The organism is Megasphaera sp. AF13-6AC, assembly GCF_027685385.1.
GTDB lineage: Bacteria > Bacillota > Negativicutes > Veillonellales > Megasphaeraceae > Megasphaera > Megasphaera micronuciformis.
In genome coordinates this window covers 26817-28530 of sequence record NZ_JAQCUN010000003.1, presented here as the reverse complement: position 1 = coordinate 28530, position 1714 = coordinate 26817, and the positions used below count along the sequence as shown (strand labels likewise).

Genomic DNA, 1714 nt, shown 5'->3' with positions numbered 1-1714 from the left:
ACCACCTTCCGACGGCCCGGAAAAAACATGCTTATTTCCGAGGCTTTACGCGGATCGGGTGGAAGGTTGTTCACGGAAAAAGACGGACAGAGACGCTACTTTATGGAAGAAAAATTCGGGCCTAAGGGAAACCTTATGCCCCGCGACGTTGTATCTCGCGAAGAATATCATGTCATCCGTAAGTGGGGAACCCCGATTTACCTGGATACGACGGTTATCCCCAAAGAGTTGTTCCGAACTTCCTTAACCGGATTCGTAGACGACTGCCGCGAATACTTCCACGTTGATCCCGAAACAACCCCTATTCCCGTACTTTACGGCATTCACTACTTTATGGGCGGCGTCTATGTAGATCCCCATCACCGCACAAACCTTCGAGGCCTGTACAGCGCCGGTGAAAATGCTTGCCAATACCACGGAGCTAACCGCCTTGGCGGCAATTCTCTCTTAGGAGCCTTCTTCGGCGGTCTGGTCGTAGCCGAGTCGATTATAGCCGACAGCGGCGCAGAAACCTCAGAAAATCTTCAAATCGAAGACATTGATCTAACGCCTTTCTTAGCTCCCTATTTGAAAAAAGAATCTCGACCGGGAGCTCACGCCGAAACGGTAACGGAATTTCAAAAAATTATGCAACAAACGCTGGCCATTTCCCGTGATGAAGAAACGCTGACAGCAGGCCTTGCCGAACTTGAAGCTTTGGAAAAGCGCTGGCACAAAGTCTACGATCCCTTTGCGGCTTTTGATGAAAATATTTTATTGGAACACCGATTTATTTTAGCCAAAGCAATGATTTTAGCTGCAAGGGAACGAAAAGAAAGTCGCGGTGCACATAATCGTAGCGACTACCCGGAACGTAACGAAGCTTACGAAAAAACACATTTATACGAATTTACGGACGGACAAATCCGTCTATCTTGGAAGAAGGAGAACGAATGATAACCGTACATATTACTCGCGGTGAGGCGGGGCATGGCGCTTCACACATAGATGTCTTTACCTATGACGGCGATATGACGATTACCGTTGCCGATTATTTAACGCTCCTCAACCGTGATAAAGCCTTGCGCACCGATGTAAACGGCAAGCTCCGGCCTCCCGTAATCTGGGACTGTGGTTGTCTCGAGGGTAAGTGCGGAGCTTGTGCCATGGTCATTAACGGCGTCCCCCGTTTGGCTTGCCGTTCATTCCTGGATAAGGTAGGTCGACGCGGTTCCATCACTATAAGGCCGCTCAGCAAATTCCCTTTAATCTGCGATTTGTCCGTAAGTAAAGATAAGATGTTCGAAACCTTAAAAAAGCGACAAATTTGGACAGAGAAAGCTGTTATCAGTGAAGACACGGAAACTCGCAATCTTATTTATAAATCCGGACAATGCCTGGAATGCGGTTGTTGCCTAGAAGTGTGTCCCAATTTTAAAGGCATCTTTGACGGGCGCGGCGATAATGCTTTTCCCGGTCCGATTTACGCAGTCGAAACCTATCGTGCCGACAGAACAAGCGATGATGACTATCACCGTCATAAGTTACACATTCTCTATAACGACTTGTTCTACGAAAACTGCGACAATTCCATGGGTTGTAAAGCCGTCTGGCCATTTCCCGTGATGAAGAAACGCTGACAGCAGGCCTTGCCGAACTTGAAGCTTTGGAAAAGCGCTGGCACAAAGTCTACGATCCCTTTGCGGCTTTTGATGAAAATATTTTATTGGAACAC

At 47.8% G+C, this 1714-nt stretch carries 2 protein-coding genes; both read left to right on the top strand.

What is annotated here, in order from left to right; genetic code table 11:
* Positions 1-936, top strand: a 936-nt coding sequence (locus tag PGX78_RS00485; protein ID WP_270444690.1) for an FAD-binding protein, incomplete at its 5' end; no start/stop codon positions are given.
* Positions 933-1619 carry a 2Fe-2S iron-sulfur cluster-binding protein gene (locus PGX78_RS00480; RefSeq protein WP_270444688.1) on the top strand — a complete coding sequence of 229 codons (687 nt, stop codon included), beginning with the start codon at positions 933-935 and terminating at the stop codon, positions 1617-1619. The genes PGX78_RS00485 and PGX78_RS00480, both read left to right, overlap by 4 nt.
* Positions 1620-1714: the final 95 nt, after the last annotated feature.

Coding starts and splice junctions, on each gene's coding strand:
- PGX78_RS00480 (WP_270444688.1), top strand. CDS start 933: ATGATAACCGTACATATTACTCGCGGTGAGGCGGGGCATGGCGCTTCA.